The sequence below is a fragment of the Gemmata algarum genome (assembly GCF_034097035.1).
Classification (GTDB): domain Bacteria; phylum Planctomycetota; class Planctomycetia; order Gemmatales; family Gemmataceae; genus Gemmata; species Gemmata algarum.
In genome coordinates this window covers 1-15,408 of record NZ_JAXBLV010000014.1, presented here as the reverse complement: position 1 = coordinate 15,408, position 15,408 = coordinate 1, and the positions used below count along the sequence as shown (strand labels likewise).

At 68.7% G+C, this 15,408-nt stretch carries 13 protein-coding genes; 4 read left to right on the top strand and 9 right to left on the bottom strand.

Going from position 1 to position 15,408, the window contains the following annotated elements; genetic code table 11:
- Window positions 1-309: 309 nt before the first annotated feature.
- The 5 genes from R5W23_RS03440 to R5W23_RS03420 are packed head-to-tail and all read right to left on the bottom strand — an operon-like array spanning window position 310 to window position 6,447.
- Window positions 310-1,440, bottom strand: coding sequence for a hypothetical protein (locus R5W23_RS03440; protein WP_320685121.1), 1,131 nt, complete (start codon window positions 1,438-1,440; stop codon window positions 310-312).
- Window positions 1,437-2,639 (bottom strand): hypothetical protein, encoded by a 1,203-nt coding sequence (locus tag R5W23_RS03435; protein ID WP_320685120.1) that lies wholly within the window; start codon window positions 2,637-2,639, stop codon window positions 1,437-1,439. The genes R5W23_RS03440 and R5W23_RS03435 overlap by 4 nt, the downstream gene beginning before the upstream one ends.
- A complete protein-coding gene (locus R5W23_RS03430; protein ID WP_320685119.1) occupies window positions 2,629-3,768 on the bottom strand; it encodes a hypothetical protein in 1,140 nt (379 codons plus the stop codon). The genes R5W23_RS03435 and R5W23_RS03430 overlap by 11 nt, the downstream gene beginning before the upstream one ends.
- Window positions 3,765-4,895 carry a hypothetical protein gene (locus tag R5W23_RS03425; protein ID WP_320685118.1) on the bottom strand — a complete coding sequence of 377 codons (1,131 nt, stop codon included), beginning with the start codon at window positions 4,893-4,895 and terminating at the stop codon, window positions 3,765-3,767. The genes R5W23_RS03430 and R5W23_RS03425 overlap by 4 nt, the downstream gene beginning before the upstream one ends.
- A 16-nt stretch (window positions 4,896-4,911) precedes the next feature.
- Window positions 4,912-6,447 carry an MBOAT family O-acyltransferase gene (locus tag R5W23_RS03420; RefSeq protein ID WP_320685117.1) on the bottom strand — a complete coding sequence of 512 codons (1,536 nt, stop codon included), beginning with the start codon at window positions 6,445-6,447 and terminating at the stop codon, window positions 4,912-4,914.
- A gap of 270 nt (window positions 6,448-6,717) precedes the next feature.
- On the opposite strand from R5W23_RS03420, the gene purM reads away from it, so the two are divergent.
- Window positions 6,718-7,791, top strand: coding sequence for a phosphoribosylformylglycinamidine cyclo-ligase (purM, locus tag R5W23_RS03415; protein ID WP_320685116.1), 1,074 nt, complete (start codon window positions 6,718-6,720; stop codon window positions 7,789-7,791).
- An 11-nt stretch (window positions 7,792-7,802) separates the two neighbouring features.
- On the opposite strand, the gene R5W23_RS03410 is transcribed toward purM, so the two are convergent.
- On the bottom strand, window positions 7,803-8,249 hold the full coding sequence (locus tag R5W23_RS03410) for a MarR family winged helix-turn-helix transcriptional regulator (protein WP_261189339.1): 447 nt from the start codon (window positions 8,247-8,249) through the stop codon (window positions 7,803-7,805).
- A gap of 151 nt (window positions 8,250-8,400) precedes the next feature.
- Between R5W23_RS03410 and R5W23_RS03405 the strand changes: the two genes are divergently transcribed.
- Together R5W23_RS03405 and R5W23_RS03400 are read left to right on the top strand one after the other, a co-directional pair.
- Complete coding sequence (locus tag R5W23_RS03405; protein WP_320685115.1) at window positions 8,401-10,194, top strand: PQQ-binding-like beta-propeller repeat protein; 1,794 nt, start codon at window positions 8,401-8,403, stop codon at window positions 10,192-10,194.
- Window positions 10,195-10,260: 66 nt separating this feature from the next.
- Window positions 10,261-10,746, top strand: a complete 486-nt coding sequence (locus R5W23_RS03400) for a hypothetical protein (protein ID WP_261189337.1) — start codon at window positions 10,261-10,263, stop codon at window positions 10,744-10,746.
- A gap of 35 nt (window positions 10,747-10,781) precedes the next feature.
- Here the strand turns inward: R5W23_RS03400 and R5W23_RS03395 are convergent, their stop codons facing one another.
- Entirely contained in the window at window positions 10,782-11,411 is a 630-nt protein-coding gene (locus R5W23_RS03395) for a hypothetical protein (protein WP_320685114.1), read from the bottom strand.
- A gap of 6 nt (window positions 11,412-11,417) precedes the next feature.
- On the bottom strand, window positions 11,418-13,307 hold the full coding sequence (locus R5W23_RS03390; protein ID WP_320685113.1) for a HEAT repeat domain-containing protein: 1,890 nt from the start codon (window positions 13,305-13,307) through the stop codon (window positions 11,418-11,420).
- 150 nt (window positions 13,308-13,457) lie between these two features.
- Here R5W23_RS03390 and R5W23_RS03385 point away from each other — a divergent pair, with 150 nt between their 5' ends.
- Window positions 13,458-14,891, top strand: a complete 1,434-nt coding sequence (locus tag R5W23_RS03385) for an oxidoreductase (protein ID WP_320685112.1) — start codon at window positions 13,458-13,460, stop codon at window positions 14,889-14,891.
- Between the two features lie 182 nt (window positions 14,892-15,073).
- Here the strand turns inward: R5W23_RS03385 and R5W23_RS32575 are convergent, their stop codons facing one another.
- The gene (locus tag R5W23_RS32575) at window positions 15,074-15,406 is read right to left on the bottom strand and encodes an H-X9-DG-CTERM domain-containing protein (RefSeq protein WP_407936102.1); all 333 of its coding nucleotides are present in this window, start codon (window positions 15,404-15,406) and stop codon (window positions 15,074-15,076) included.
- Window positions 15,407-15,408 lie beyond the last annotated feature (2 nt).

Genomic DNA, 15,408 nt, shown 5'->3' with positions numbered 1-15,408 from the left:
TAGTTGTGAGGCAACCGCATGCGAATCTGGCGATCGCTTGATATTTTTATACAATTGCACAGTATCCGAGTTGACCCTCAATCAGGAATTCTCAATTTACCGGGGATTCTTCACCTTGAGACTTTTGAACATACGATCACTACCATGAATGACCTGGCCGCATGGGGCGCCGACAGTGGAGGCGTGGTAACCACCATTGACGGGCAAACCCATGCGGTCCGCTACTCCTAAACCGACCAACTTGAAACTACTGGAATCAACAAAGTAAGTGCCACTGGGCCAGAGGCCAGCGCTCCCGCGCCGGCGGCGTTACTTGATCGTCTCTGCGAGCCACGCGCGGAGGCGCGTGGCAGCGAGTTGCCGGCTGAACCGCGCGGCAGCGCCCGGGAGCATGTGGTGCCCGTCGGCGAAATCGTCCTCTGCGAAACCGTCGGGCGCGTCGAACACCGGGCACCCCAACTCGTCGCGCAGCACCCGGCAGAATGCCGCCAGTTCCGCTCGCGCCTGCGGGCCGTACCAGCTCCTGAACACCGGCGACTCGGGCGCCAGGAAGAACGCCACCGGTATCCCCGCGGCGCGGCAGTCGGCGACCAGATCACGGAAGCACCGGTCCGACAGCTCGCTGACCCGGAAGTCACCTTCGATCACGCGGTACGCCTCGTGGGCGCGCTCGCGGCGCCGCTCACGGTCGGCGTCGGAAACGGACCCGTGGGGGTACCGCCCGAACCCGCGGTCGTCGAGCTGCTCCCACATCGCGTCGATGCGTGCTTGCCACGGCTGCCATTCGGGGGCGAAGTGGCTCAATAGCGCTACCCGGTGCGCGGCCCACGGGTTCGCCCGCTTCGCGAGCCACTCGCGGCGTAGCGCCCCCGGGGAGGCGAGGTACGGGGCGAGGCGGTCCGGGTCGGCCGCGGTCAACCGGTCGGCCGTGTCGAACAAGAGCGGGTCCGCCGATCCGCTCACCGCGAGCGTCCCGGGCAGCACTTCGACCAGCACCGCCGCCGGGCTCACGCCGTCGGCCCGGAGCCGCTGGAGCGCGAGCCGCAGGTTCGGCGGACGCGCCCCCGACAGCCCGAAGTTGAACACCAGCGGCGAACCGGGCGCGTCCGAAAATTCCATCGCGCGGGCGTCGATCGCGTTCTGCGTCCGCGAGGTGCCGAGCGCCAGCACCAGAGGCCGGTCCGGGTGCGCGTGCTGGAGCGCCCGCGCGCGCAGCACGCGGTGCCCGTATTCCGGGTCGCGCACGTGCGGCAGAACCGTCTCGATCGCCCCGGAGAACGCTGCAGTCGCCAGGACAAGCGCCGCCGCCCCCCACCCGAGCGCGCGGGCGGCGCGGGTGCGCCGTGGTGCCGCGGGCGAAACGGGCGCGGGCTGGTCGGGACGCCGGAGCCACCGCGCGGCGCGTGCCCAAGGGCCTTTGAGACGGGCGTCGGTCGTCACGGTGCGCCTCCTGGTGCCGGGAACGCGCGGGCGACCACCGGGCCGAGCCGCTCGGTAAAAGCCGCCGCGCCGACCCGCGACAGGTGGTGCCCGTCGGCGATCAACTCGTCCCCCATCCACTCGCGGGCGTCGATCACAGGGGTGTCCAGCTCCCGCGCGAGTGTCACGAGGTGCTCGCGCCCGCTCCGCTCCACTTCTGGCGGATACCAGTTTCGGAACTCGCTCGCTTCGGGCAAGAACAGCAGCCCGACCCGCGCCCCGTGCGCCCGCGCCAGCCCGACGGCTTCGCGGAGGGCGCGGTCCGAGGCCGGGTGAATCGTGTGGCCGTCAAAGTGGCGCCGGTAGTCCTCACGGTGGTGCTTCAAAAACCCCTCGCGGGTTTTGGAATCGTCCGGACGAACGTCCGGCCCCGGGAGCCACCCCCAGCGGTCCAGGTCGCGCCACGCCACGTCCGCGTGGCGGTTCGCTAACAGGTGCCGCGGCAACGCCAGCGCGGCCCACCGGGCGTGGTTCCCGGCAATCGGGTTTAAACGCGATGACATCATTAGCCGCCGCGTCTGCTCGGGTTCTGGGAAGTAATCCTGCATGACGGGCCAGTCGTCGAACCGCAGCCGGGTCCACGAGCGGTGCTGCTCCGCGAACTGGCCGTCCTGGCGCAGCAGCGGCGGCCAGTACTCGAGCAACACGACATCCGGGCGGAGCCCGTCGGCGTACAGCCGCCGCACCGCGATGAGTTGCTGTATCGGGCCGGCGCCGACCGCGCCGAAGTTGAATATGAGCGGGTCGTCACCCGTTCCGGGGCGGGCCGCCTCCCAGGCCGACGGGCGCACCCCCATTCCGGTGCGCGACGAGCCGACGACCAGCACGAGCGGGCGCCCCGGGTGCTCGGCGGCGCGGGCGTGCAACCGCCGGACCCGCCACCCGTACTCCGGGTCGCGCAGGTTGGGCCAAGGCGCGTCCAGCGCCGCCAGGGCGGCGCCGTTGGTCACCAGCACCGCGAGCGCGAACCAGAGGACGGCGGCGCGGGCGCGCCGCGCCTGAGGCGCCCGAACCGTTCGGGACCGGGGCGCGCGGACCAGCCCCACCAGTCGGAGCCGCACCGCCCGCGGACGAAGGCCGGTCCATCGTACTGCGGCCCCGATCTGCGGACGGCGGCCCGGAGCCGCGGTCGGGTCCGTTTCGCACGGTTCAGCGCTCATGGTTGGCCCCTTCTTGAGCGCGGAGCCACGGCGCGAGCGCGTCACGCACCAGCCGCTCGGTAAACACGTCCGCGCCGGTTCCGGTCAAATGGTGACCGTCCGCAATCAGGTCGTCGGGGAGCCACTCGCGTGCGTCCACAAAGGGGGCCTCGAATTCACGGGCGAGTTCGTTCAACAGGGGCACGATGCGCGCCCGTCCGGGTTCCGCGTACCAACCCCGGAACTCGGCGGATTCCGGAGTGACGAGCAAGGCGGTGCGAACTCCGATCGCTCGGCACGTGCCGAGCGCGTCGCGCAGCGCCGCCAGGGCGCAGCCGCCGGGGATGTAGCCGGTCCAGCACGGCGCGTACTGCTCGCGGGTCCAGGCGCGGAGCCGTTCACGCTGGCGCGGTAGAAGGTTCGGCACGCGAACGAACCCGTGCCGGTCGGTCTCGGGACCGCTCGTGAGCCGGTAGGGGAGCGGGGACAGTTCGGGGCAGTACCGCTCCAGCAGGTGCGTGCGGTACTCGTACCCGGCAAGGAACAGCCCCCGAGGGCCGTGCGCCCCCGGAGCGTCGGTCGGGAAGCCGAGGTCGCGCGCCAGTGACGTTTCGCCGGGGCGCAACCGGATCGGCCGCAGCCAGCACGTCTCGAACGGCGGCCACACCTGGGACGCGAGAAACGCGGGATGCACCTCGATCACCACCGCGTCCGGGGCCACCCCGTCGGCGAGCAACCGGCGCAGGTGCAGCGCGAGCGTGACCGGGCCGGCGCCGGAAGTCGCGAAGTCGAACGCCGCCACCGGGCGCCCGAGGTCGTGTGTGAGCGCGGCCGCCGCCGCGCCGGCGTTGACCGCGTCGTAGGTGCGTGAGCTGCCCAGGAACAGCAGCGCGAACGGCCGTCCGGCCCCGGCCGGCGCGCCCGCCGAGTGCGCCCGCAGCCGCTCGCGCTTGTCGTGGTACAGCGGGTCGGAAAACGCCTCTGGTGCGCTCCGAACTGCCTGACCGATCCCGAACTGAACGACGACGGTCACCACGAAGCCGATCGCCAGCGCCGTCGCACTGGACCGCTCCCGGTGCCCCCGCGCGGTGGGCGCGGCAGCTCCGCAGCTCCGGAACGCGAATCGGGTGTTGGGCGGCACGGCCTTCATTTGTGCCCCCCGACCGCTTGCGACTTCAGCAGCGGGATCAGCGCGTCGTGGATGAACCGGTCCGTGAAGGCGTCTGCACCGGGGCGCAAAAGGTGATGGCCGTCGACGAACTGGTCGTCGGCGGCCCACCCCCGCGCGTCCGTCACCGGGCAGCCGAACTCGGCGCTCAGCCCGGCCAGGAACTGCTGCAACCGTAACTCGGCGCCCGGCGCGTACAGCGCGCGGAACGTTGTCCCCTCGGGGAACAGCACCAGCGCGACCGATAGCCGCTCGCGACGGCACAGCGTCAGAACGTCGCGCAGGGCCGCCGCCGCCGGACCGGCCGGGAGTTCGTGCGCGAACGCCTCACGGTACTCGATCGCGGCGTCCGTCGTTCGCCGGGCACGCTCCTCGTCGCCCACCTGATCGACGAGTGTCGGCCGCCACCCGTGCGGGTCCGGGGTCCGCCCGCCCTGGGTCTGGAGCGACCACGGCAGCGCGTCCGGCGCCACCCGGCTGACCAACTTGAACCGGTGCGCGTGAACCGGCAGTACGGCGGCCTCCCGCCACTGCCGCCGCAGCCGGTCGACGGGGAACCCGTACCCGGCCAGCAGTTCCACTTCGTCGCGCGCCAGCCGGTCGCCGGTCATCACGCGCGTCTCGATCGGTCCCGCGGGCGCATCCGAGAGCAGCGCGGGCAGCACTTCAATGACAAGTACGTCCGGCCGGTGCCCGTCGGCGAGCAACCGGCGGAGGTACACGAGCTGCGTAACCGGCCCGGCCCCCGGGACGCCGAAGTTGAACGCCACCGCCGGCGCGCCGGCGCGTTCGCTCGCCCCGCTCACGCGCCCGGCATCGAAGCCGTTCCCGCTGCGCGAGGTGCCCAGCAGCAGCACCCGCGCCGTGCCCGGTGGGGCCGATCGCTCGACCCGCGCGAGCCGCTCCCGCTTGTCCTCGTACACCGGGTCGGCGGCCCACCACGTCACCGCCGATAGCGCCCCGAGCGCCGCTTGCACCGCCGCAAACGCCACCACCCCCGCGCCGAGTGCGACCGCGGCGCGGCGCGGCGTCCGGGTCCGGGTCGCACCCGGCCCCGGGCGCCGCCCGGGGCGGAACAGACGTGGGGGTATCAGGTGGCGAACGTTCACAGCGCCCCGCGTCGGATCAGAACTGGAAGTAGATGAACGTGGTGCCGCTGTCCGGGGCGAGGATCAGGGCCACGCACAGGCACGCGGCGTACCCCACCCCCAGCACCGGCGCCGGCAGCCGCGGGTACAGCTTCGCCCACACCCCGGACCGGACGAGCAACTGGCACAGGAACAGGAAGATCACCGTGGCCCACAGGCTGCGGTTGCTGAGCGGCAGCGCGAGCCCGCGCTGGACGTAGAACAGCTTCTCGAAAACGGCCAACGCCTTGCCCAACTCGGGCTGGAACAGCACCCAGCACAGGCTCACACAGACGAAGGTGAGCAGCACCCGCAGCCCGGTGCCGAACGAGGTTTCCAGGAAAGCGACGAGCCGGGGCCTGTCATCGCTGTACTCCTTGAACCACTTGTGGACCACCTGCAAGAGCCCGTGAGCCAGCCCCCACAGGATGTACCCCCACGCGGCCCCGTGCCACAGCCCGCCGATCAGGAACGTGAGGACCAGGTTCCGATAGGTCAGCCACCGCGACCCGCGGCTGCCGCCGAGCGGGATGAAGACGTAGTCGCGGAGCCACGACGAGAGCGAAATGTGCCACCGGCGCCAGAAGTCGGTCACGTTCGCGGCGAGGTACGGCATGTTGAAGTTGTTGGTCAGCTTGTACCCCAGCAGGTGCGCCGCGCCGACGGCCATGTCCGAATAGCCCGAGAAGTCGCAGTAGATGCGGACCGCGTAGGCCAGCACCGCGAACCACACCGCGACCGAACTGTAGCTGTCCGGGCTCTGAAACACCGGGTCGCAGAACATGGCCATCCGGTCGGCGATCGCCATCTTCTTGAACGCGCCGACCAGGAACAGTTGAACGCCGACCTGCGCCCGCACCCAGTTCCACCGCTTCGGGCGCCGGGTCTGGGTGAGGAAGTCGCCGGCGCGCACGATCGGCCCGGCCACCAGGTGCGGGAAGAACAGGATGAACAGCAGGAACCGCGGCAGGCTCTTTTCCGGCTCGATCTTCCGCTTGTACACGTCCACCGCGTAGCTGATCGCCTCGAACGTGTAGAACGAGATCCCGAACGGGATGAAGACGTTCTCCAAACTGACCTTCGCGAACCCGGGGTTCATACCGAGCTGCCGCATGCCGTCGTACAGCTCGTTGAGGAAGAACCCGCGGTACTTGAAGTAGCACAGGATGCCGAGGTTCATCCCGACGCTGCAGTACAGCAGCAGCTTGCGGAACCAGGACCGCGTTGCGTGCCCCATCAGCCGGCCGAACAGGTAGTCGGCGAGCGTGGTGCCCGTGACGAGGAACGCGAGTTCGGCGCTCCACGCGGCGTAAAAGTGGAAGCTCGCGACCACGAGCAGCCACACGCGGGTCATCTGGAACCGCCGCGGGATGCTCCAGTACGCGACCAGGATGAGGGCGAAAAAGGTTAAAAACGCCTGCGTGTGGAAGAAAGGGGCCGGGAGCAGCTCGTGGAGCCAGCGAAAGTATGCGAACCCCGAATGGAACGTCGGGTCCGCGGGCGGCGCGGCCGACGCGAGTAGCGAAAGTGACATTCCCAACCGTCCTTGGTTGCGTCTCTGCGCGGCGGTTATGGGCGCAACCACCGCTAAGGGCGGGGAGTCTAGCCGGTTGATGAGAAACGGGTCAACCCCGGGTTCCGAACCGGCACGAATCGGGCGCCCGACGGCGCGAGTTCCGGGCGGGCCGCGCCGGACCGTATAAGAAGAACTCTTCAGCCCCGAAGGGGTGGCGGCCTCGTCGCGGGCGGGTGACCCGGCACCCGCGCGAGCCGGGGCGCGGATCAACGGCCGAAGGGGTTAGCGATGCCTGAGCAGTGGGACTACAAGAAAGCCGGCCTGGACCTCGACAAGTACGAGCAGACCATTTCTGGCATCCAGGGGCACGTCGCGCGCACGCTGCGCCCGGGGGTGATCCCGCCGCCGTTCCCGCCGCGCAAGGGCGGCAAGGGCGTGGGCGGGTTCGCCAGCCTGTTCGACCTCTCGGCCGCGGGCCGGTACACGAACCCCGTGCTGGTCACCTGTACCGACGGCGTGGGCAGCAAGCTCAAGATCGCGCAACTGGTGGGCAAGTTCGACACGGTCGGCATAGACCTGGTCGCCATGTCCGTGAACGACCTGATCTGCACCGGCGGCGAGCCGCTCAGCTTCCTCGATTACCTCGCGATGCCCAAGGACGACCCCGCGCTAACCGCGGAACTCGTGAAAGGCATCGCCGACGGCTGTCTCGAATCGGGCTGCGCGCTGGTCGGCGGCGAAACCGCCATCCTCCCGGACTTCTACGCGCCGGGCGATTTCGACCTCGCAGGGTTCGCGGCGGGGGTGGTGGAGCGCGACCAACTCATCGACGGCCGCAAGATCCAGAGCGGCGACGCGGTGATCGGGCTGGCGTCGAGCGGCGTTCACTCCAACGGCTACAGCCTCGTCCGCAAGGTGGCGTTCGAGGCCGCGGGCCTGACCGTGGCCGACCGCGTGCCCGAACTCGGGAAAACGGTGGGGGAAGAGCTGCTCACCCCGACACGCCTGTACGTGAGGCCGGTTCGCCGCGTGCTCGGGGCGTTCGGCGACGCGGTTCACGGGCTGGCCAACATCACCGGCGGCGGGCTGCCCGACAACGTCGGCCGCATCCTCCCGCCGGACAAACGGGTTCACATCGCGCGGAGCGCCTGGAGTGTGCCGCCGGTGTTCGGGTGGCTCCAGAAGTGCGGGAACGTGGCCGACGCCGAAATGTTCCGGGTGTTCAACATGGGCGTGGGGTTCGTTGTGATCTGCGCCCCGGCCGCGGCCGACGGAATCGTTCAGCAGCTCGCCGCCGACGGCGTTCCTGCGTGGCACCTCGGGGCGGTGCGGGACGGCGCGGTGGGCGTGGAAATACAGTAACGTCCCGCCGGTCACCCGTCGCCGCAGAGCCCGCCGGTGCCGAACCCGCGGGCGGCGAGCAAACTTTCGAGCTTCGCGACGAGCCGGCGCAGTTGCTCTTGCTCGTCGGCGCTTAGCGCGCGGAACAGCTCCGCCACCTTGTCGAGGTGCCCGCCCGAAGCCATTTCCAGGCCGTACTTTGCTCCCGCCGGGGTCAGCTCGATCACCGTCGCGCGGCGGTCGGTCGTGTGCGGCACCCGGCGCACCAGCCCCTCGCCCTCCAGCGCGTCCACCAGCGCGGTCACGTTCCGCGCGGTCACGCCCAGCTCTTCGCCCAGCTCGCTCATGATCTTCGGGCCGGACGAGTGCAGCGCCCCGAGCAACTTCATGCGCGGGAAGCTCACCCCGCTCTCGGCGAAGCACGCGCGCAGCCATTTGTAATACACCGGCCCGAACGACGCGAACGCGCGAGCGAGCATTAAGGCGTCATCCGGTTCGGGAAATGGTTCAGTTGGCATTGCTGAATAGATACATTATCCGTTATTTCAGAAACACAGGCGGGGCGCCCGCGGTAGTGCTATTGTCCGGGTCCGAAGTGCGAACACAACACGAAGGCACAAAGGAGGAGCGATGGACCTCACTTCCGACGGCTTCGAGGCCGAACGGCCGCAACCGATCCGGTCGGGCTGGCGGCGCGCGCTGCTGATTTTCACCGCCCTCGGGGCCGGCGGCTTCGCGGCCGGGCGGATCGCGTACCGGCTCGATTCGGTCACGTTACCCATGACGCTGGTCATGTTGAGCACACTGGCCCCGTTTTTCGCCCTACTCGGGTTCGGGCTGTGGTGGCTGGTCTTCGGCGACTACGGCCGGGTGACGCGCGTCCTCTTGGCCCTCGCGGCGGCGGCGGTGGTGGTGGCGGTTCCGTTCCTTGCGCAGGGCTTTTGGGTTCCGCAACCGGGCGGAATGAAGATGTTCGGGCTCATCTGGGGGGCGCCGCTCGCCGCCGCAGTTGCCGGCCTGGTGCTGGCGTTCGTCCCCGCACTACGCGGGTGGCCCGCGATTCTCGTGGCAATGGTTGCGGTAAGCCCGTGGCTGTTGACGCGCACGGAGGGCGTGACCGGGGCGTTCGACCTCGACGTCTCGTTCCGCTGGAGCACCCCGCCGACGGCGGCGGCGGAAAAGCAACTCGCGGGCCGCGCGACGGTGGCCCCGACGGCAGTCGTCGCGGACGTGCCGGTTGGCCCGGCCGACTGGACCGGGTTTCGTGGCGCGGACCGCGCGGGTGTCGCGCCGGTCGCCGCGTTCCAGGGGTGGGACGGGACCGCGCCGAAAGAGCGCTGGCGGAAGAACCCAATCGGCCCGGCGTGGTCGTCGGTGTGTGTCGCGGGCGACTTTCTGTTCACGCAGGAGCAGCGCGGCGAGTCGGAGTCCGTGGTCTCTTACCGCACCGCCGACGGCACAGAAGTGTGGGCGCACGGCGACGCCGGGAAGCACACCGACTGGGCCAGCGGAGCGGGTCCCCGCGCGACCCCGACGCTCGCGAACGGGCGGCTGTTCGCCGCGACCGCGAGCGGCGCCATTGTCGCGCTCCAGGCCGGCTCCGGCGCGCCGCTCTGGCGCGTCGATCTGAAGGAGAAGTACGGGGCCACCAAGCCGCCGTTCGGGTGGTCCTCGTCGCCCCTCGCGGTCGGTGAGCTGGTGGTTCTGAGCCCGGCGGCGCCCGAGGCCCCGCGGCTGGTGGCCCTCTCGGCCGCGACCGGTGAACTCAAGTGGCAGACCGAAGCGAAGGGCACCTACGGGTACTCCTCCCCGCAGCTCTCGACCGTCGCGAACGTGCCGCTCGTGCTGATGTTCAACGGCGAGGGGCTGTTCGCTCACGATCCCGCGACCGGGGCCGAGGTGTGGCGCTACGACTGGAAGGTGCAGGCCAACGAGCCCGCAACGGTTCAGCCGCTGGTGCTCGCGGGCGACCGCATCGTGATCGGGGGCGGCATCAAGGGCACCGGAACGCGGTGTCTGGCGGTCGCCAAAAGCGGTGAGAAGTGGTCGGTGACCGAGAAGTGGGCCACGACGAAGTTCACCCCGGTGTTCAACGACGTGGTGCGGTTCGGCGATTTCCTGTTCGGCCTCGACACCGGGCGGCTCGTGTGCCTCGATCTCGCGAACGGCTCGATCCGGTGGCGCGAGGGGAACTACGGCTCGGGTCAGTTGCTGCTGGTCGGGGACAAGCTGCTCGTGGCGTCGGAGCAGGGCCGGCTGGCGTGTGTGGCCGCGAGCGGCGACGAGTACGAAGAGCTGTGGGCGCTCCCCGCGGTGAAAGGCAAGACCTGGAACCACCCGGTGGTAGCGGGCGGGCGGCTGTATTTTCGCAACCCTACGGAGATGGCGACTTACGATTTGCCCGGGTATATGGGTAGAAAATGAAATTGCGGGTGAACCTGTTCGCTCACCCGTGCGTCTTTCCGACACCCTTCGTGAGGAGCCGCGGCGATGACCGACGACACGTTCCTGACCCGGTTCGAACAGTGCTCGCTGAACCGCGCGGACTGGACCCACGAGGCGCACGTCCGCATGGCGTGGCTGTACGTGGCCCGGAGCGAGACGTACCGGGCGGCCCGGATGAAGGTGCGGTCGGGGATCAAAAAGCTGAACGCGGCGTTCGTCGCCCAGCAGAACGCGCCGTGCGGCGCGACCCGCCCGGCCGAAGAGGTCGCGGCGGCCGAGGAGAAGCCGGCGACCGGGTTCCACGAGACGATCACCACCGCGTTCGTGCGGCTGGTCGCCTCGCGCATGAAGCCGGGCGAGAAGTTTTCCGGGTTCCGCAAACGCAACCCGGACCTGTTCGACCGGAAGCTGACGGCGCTGCTGGCCCATTACTCGCCAGAGGCGCTCTTCTCCGAACAGGCGAAGACGCAGTTCGTTGAGCCGGACCGCGAGCCGCTCCCGAAGCCGTGGCTCGCGGCCGTCGCGGTGTAGGCTCTACCAACACATTCGCCCGGCGCCTTCTGCGGCTAATTCGGAAGGCGCCGGGAAAAGTCGCTTTTAGCGGCCAGTACCGCGCGTGCGTACCGATCCACATCAAGATGCCAGTAATGGCTTCGCTCTTCGAGAATGAAGTCACGATAATCGAATTCGACCGAACTCGCCCCATCAGGCAACACCGGGTACGCCTGCTTGCCGATGTCTATTGTCCCATCGAAAATGGCAACCAAGCCTCCAGAAGCTTGAAGAACCGTATGAAACTGTGCCCACACTCCGCGCGAGCTCGCGAACACGTGGCTGATGCCTCTGGTACGTGCTGCAAAGGTTAAGAGAGCGTACTGTGCCCCAGTTCGCACTGTTAGATCGATCGATCCGACTGGAAGCAGTTCGGCTCCTTCGGTGTTCCATTCCGAATCGTGCGCCGACCAATCGCGCCACCCGCGAACGATTTCGTCCGCCGGAAAGAGTAACGAAAGACTCCAAAAGAGCGGCGTCTCGGGTGAAAGGCCGGAGAGATCGGGCGGACCGGTCAATTCCTTGCGAACCAATTCGCCCCGCCGTTTCCGGTAATGTGACGGTCGGTACGGGCCGAGCGCGGCCACAGCTTCCGTGACCCGCTCGGCTGGGTAGAACAACTCAAATGAGTAGCGCCGACCCATCGCGGTTTACTTCTTCTCTTTGACGTACCACTCGCGCCAGGCGGTCGCGGCGGCGGTCTTTTGCTCGGCGGTCGGCACCGCGGGCGGGCCGAAATCTTTACCGGTCAAGCTCTTTAACCCGGCCTTCGCGGCTCGCGTTACGGCGTCGTCGGCATCCGTGATCGCCGCAATCAGGTCTGGAATGTGGTCCTTGTCGTCTTTCATCGCACAGGCGAGCGCGGCGGACCGACGTAGCTCGGGTTCATTGGCCTTGAGCATCGTGCGGAGCGTCGCCGCGTTCATGCGGCACAGCCGTTCGGTCAGTGCCTCGCGTGCCGCCGCCTTTCGGTCACCCGCGGAGTGTGTCGCGGCGAGCACCAGAGCTCGGGTCTGGGTAGTTCCCTTTGCGTCGCGCGTTTCGGCGAGCAGTTTCGCCCAATCGCCCCCCGACGCCTTGAGTATTTTCGACGCCAGCGTGATCGCCTCGTCACCGGTCGGGTTCGGCAGGTCGATCGTCGGCGCGGGCACGGCCGTGCTCGTTCGGGTCGGCACCACATCGACCGGCTTCTGCACCCCGGCACGCATTTCCGTGCTGGTTGGGTCTTTTTGGACCTTCGACGACAGATCACGGGCCAAATTCGACCGGCACAAGAACAGCACCGCGAACGGCGTGTTCACTTCGGTACCGTAGGAACCGCCGACGGTCCAGGTGCCGTCGCGGTTCTGCGACCGCACCAGCGCGGTGGACCCGATGTCGTACCAGTCGAACCCGCCGATTTTCTCCTGACCGTACACGACCCCCACGCGTTCGAGGGACCACAGGAAGTACAGGTCACCGATGCCGTGCCCGCCGCCCTCGCCGGCGAACAGCAACCCTTTGCCGGTGCGGATCTGGTCGGCGATGGTCAGCCCCAGCCCGGCGAACGCGCGCTGCACCACCGCGTCGCGCTCGTCGGCCGGGCGGGCGGGCGCCTTCTTCGGCGCCGGTTCTTTCGGTGTGGGCGGGTTGTAGAACGGGTCGTCGAGCTTGTCGGACTTGGCCGGCTCCTTTTTGGGCGGTGGCACCTCCGCCTTGAGCCGCCGCTCCTCGCGCCGGGCGACCCCGGTGGCCATCCCGAGCAGTCCGGCGCAGTACATCGACGGGCTGCCCACCCCCATCCCGGACGCCGCGACGCCGCCGCTGTACGCCCAGTTGCCGGTGCGCCCGTCTTGCGAGGCGATGAACCGCTTTTCGATCAAATCGAGCGCGGTGTCCACGGGCACGCCGTGCTTACGCGCCATCCACATCGCGATCACCGCGAACTGTGTGTTCGAGTTGTCGTCCGTCATCCCCGCGCCGTTGGCCTGGGCCTTGGCCGCCGTTAACGCTTGCCCGTACCGCTCCGCGTCGGTGTGCAACTTGGGCGGCTTCCCGGCGGCGCCGGCGACCAGTTGGTTCGCCTTCAAATTGGCCTTCAGCCAGTCCACGTCGGTCTGCGGAATCGAGGGGCAGCACTCGTAGGTCCACCCGCCACCGGCCGTTTGTCCGACGAGCAGCCGGACCGCGAGCATCTGAATGAGGGGCACGTCGTTCGAGTCGCCGAACCGGTCCAGGAACATGAGTGACAGCGCGACGTAGTAGGTGCGGTTCTGCGTGTACGCGTGGGTCCGGACCGTGTTCGCGATGGATTTCACGGCGGGGTCGTTGACCGGGGTGCCGGCTTCGAGCAGCGCCAGCCCCGCGAGGCACGCCGCGCCAAGGGTGGTGTCCTGGGCGCCGATCGCCGGCCCACCCTTGTCGTATCGGGCCTTGAGGGCGGCGGTGCCGGCCTGGATCGCGCGGTCGATCTCGCGCGGCGTGGCCCCGTGCGCGGTCGGCCCCAGCACCGCGAGCAGCCCCGCGAAAAGAACGGTGAGACGGGCGGCGGTTGCGATCACAACGCGGTCCCTCCGGGCACGAGCGAAATGGTGAGCCCTATTCTAACATCGTGGCGAGTGCGACGCGACCGCGAACCGTTCCGCTCGCGCCGGGGCGCGGGTTTGGTACTGTAACAGGAAACGACCACACCTCACCCCCCCAAGGCTCCGATGGCGAAGTTCTTCAAGTATAAGTCGGTCGCGGACCTGGAAGCGGAAAACGCCCGCCTCGGCACCGACCTGCGCTTCTCCGACGACCTGGCCCCCCTGTTCCGTCCGATCGCCGTCGGCCCGCGCACGGCTGGCAACCGGTGGTGCGTTCACCCGATGGAGGGGTGCGACGGGGAACCCGACGGCGCCCCCGGCCCGCTCACCTTCCGGCGCTACGCCCGGTTCGGGGCGGGCGGCGCAAAACTGATCTGGGGCGAAGCGTGCGCGGTCACGCCGGGGGCGCGGGCCAACCCGCGCCAGATCGTGCTGAACCCGAACACGAAGCCCCACTTCGCGCGGATCGTCGAGGAGTGCCGCGCGGCGCACCGCGGCGCCAACGGGACCGATTCGGACCTGCTGTTCGGGCTGCAACTGACGCACTCGGGCCGGTACAGCCACCCGCACCCGATCATCGCCACCCACGACCCGGTGCTCGACCCGCGCACCGTCGCGAACAAGGCGACCGGTGAGAAGGTGACGGCGGACTACCCGCTCATCACCGACGACGAACTCAAGCGGCTCGTGGACGATTACGTTGCGACCGCGAAGCTCGCGGCGGAGGTCGGGTTCGACTTCGTCGACGTGAAGCAGTGCCACCGGTACCTGCTCAACGAACTCCTCGGGGCGCGGAACCGCCCGGGGCCGTATGGCGGCAGTTACGAGAACCGCACCCGGTTCGCCCGCGAGGTGATTCAGGCGGTCCGCGCCGCGGTGCCGGCCCACGTCGTCGTCGCCACGCGAATGAACCTGTTCGACGGCATCCCCTTCCACAAGGGGGAAGACGACGCCGGCGCGCCGGACGCGCACGCGCTGCCGCTCGTCAACGGGTGGGGCATGTCGGAGACGGAGCCGTTCGCGGTGGACCTCACGGAGCCGCTCCGGTGGATCGGTGAGATGCGCGCCCTGGGGGTGACGCTCGTCAACGCGACGATGGGCAACCCTTACGCGCAGCCGCACTACGGGCGCCCCTTCGAGTACCCGCCGCCGGACGGGTACGAGTCGCCCGAGCACCCGCTGATCGGGGTGGAGCGCCACTTCCGCGCCGCCGCGGCGGTTCAATCGGCGTACCCGGATCTGGCCCTCGTGGGGACCGGGTACAGTTACCTGCAAGAGTTCCTGCCGCAGGCGGGGGCGGCGAACGTGCGCGACGGGCGCATCAACATCGTGGGGGTGGGGCGCGCGACGCTCTCGCAGCCCGACTGGGTGCGCCAGCTCCTCGACACCGGCAAGCTGGACCGCAAACGGGTGTGCCGGACGTTCAGCTACTGCACCGCCCTGATGCGCGCGAAGCAGCACCCGCTGGGCCAGTACGAGACCGGGTGCCCGCCGTTCGACAAGGAGGCTTACGGCGACGTGTGGAAGGAAGTGCAGCAGTTGCACGTGAAGAAGGCGTAACCGGCGGCAGAAGGCCAGCGGAACCGCGTCAGTCGCAATCACGGCTCGGCCCTCGGCTACGGAGGGCTGCGACCCGCCTCCGAGAACGCTTATTTACCGCCGCCAAAGAGGCAGAGCCAAGAGCGGCTCGGCGGCCGGAGCAAGTTGGGCCGTTTGATCATCGCTGGGGCTATAATGGCTGATCAGTCAAAGGAAACTACCTCTCCTTTGTTCGAGGTCACACTTCCCCAGAAGACACTGTCTTTCACGCTCTGGCTTACAAACCGAACTGACCCGTCGGCGAATCCGCAAAGAATCCCGTTCGGAATCGAGGATTGCGGGATTCGAGGGTTGCACTGGCTGATCGCCGGCCGAACTTGGAATGTGAGTGGCGAACTTCCTACAGAAACGGTTTCTCCTTGCTCTGTTGAAGTTACAGGCGCACATCCTGATACATGGGGTGGTCTGCAAAAGTTGAGCGGCGGCGCATCGCAGACGTGCAGGGTGTGCTTTTCCCAGTTGCGGCATCTGTACATTG

Bases quoted from the DNA above. Each gene is read 5' to 3' on its own strand.
- R5W23_RS03430 (WP_320685119.1), bottom strand. From the start codon at position 3,768: ATGAAGGCCGTGCCGCCCAACACCCGATTCGCGTTCCGGAGCTGCGGA.
- R5W23_RS03400 (WP_261189337.1), top strand. From the start codon at position 10,261: ATGACCGACGACACGTTCCTGACCCGGTTCGAACAGTGCTCGCTGAAC.
- R5W23_RS03395 (WP_320685114.1), bottom strand. From the start codon at position 11,411: ATGGGTCGGCGCTACTCATTTGAGTTGTTCTACCCAGCCGAGCGGGTC.
- R5W23_RS03435 (WP_320685120.1), bottom strand. From the start codon at position 2,639: ATGAGCGCTGAACCGTGCGAAACGGACCCGACCGCGGCTCCGGGCCGC.
- R5W23_RS03385 (WP_320685112.1), top strand. From the start codon at position 13,458: ATGGCGAAGTTCTTCAAGTATAAGTCGGTCGCGGACCTGGAAGCGGAA.
- R5W23_RS03405 (WP_320685115.1), top strand. From the start codon at position 8,401: ATGGACCTCACTTCCGACGGCTTCGAGGCCGAACGGCCGCAACCGATC.
- R5W23_RS03420 (WP_320685117.1), bottom strand. From the start codon at position 6,447: ATGTCACTTTCGCTACTCGCGTCGGCCGCGCCGCCCGCGGACCCGACG.
- R5W23_RS32575 (WP_407936102.1), bottom strand. From the start codon at position 15,406: ATGTACAGATGCCGCAACTGGGAAAAGCACACCCTGCACGTCTGCGAT.
- R5W23_RS03410 (WP_261189339.1), bottom strand. From the start codon at position 8,249: ATGCTCGCTCGCGCGTTCGCGTCGTTCGGGCCGGTGTATTACAAATGG.
- purM (WP_320685116.1), top strand. From the start codon at position 6,718: ATGCCTGAGCAGTGGGACTACAAGAAAGCCGGCCTGGACCTCGACAAG.